At 68.6% G+C, this 293-nt stretch carries 1 pseudogene; it reads left to right on the forward strand.

What is annotated here, in order from left to right:
* Positions 1-293, forward strand: a pseudogene (locus ACLJNW_RS24430) (PLP-dependent aminotransferase family protein); the annotation flags it as partial.

The following is a 293-nucleotide window of genomic DNA, read 5'->3' on the forward strand; positions in this document are numbered from 1 at the left end:
TCGCTGGAGCGCCGCCTGGCGCTGATCGAATGGGCGCAGCGGCAGCAGGCATGGATCATCGAGGACGACTACGACAGCGAGTACCGCTTCGATGGGCGTTCGCTGGAGTCGCTGCGCAGCCTCGACCGGAACGGCCAGGTGGCCTACCTCGGGACCTTTTCCAAGACCCTCTTCCCCGAGCTGCGCCTCGGCTACCTGCTGCCGCCGGCAAGCCTGCGCGAAGCGGTGCTGGCGGCGCGCAAGCTGGTCGACCGGCACAGCGAGACCTTGCAGCAACGCGCCCTCGCGCTGTT

It is taken from the genome of Salmonella sp. SAL4457, assembly GCF_046548235.1.
GTDB classification, from domain to species: domain Bacteria; phylum Pseudomonadota; class Gammaproteobacteria; order Enterobacterales; family Enterobacteriaceae; genus Salmonella; species Salmonella enterica.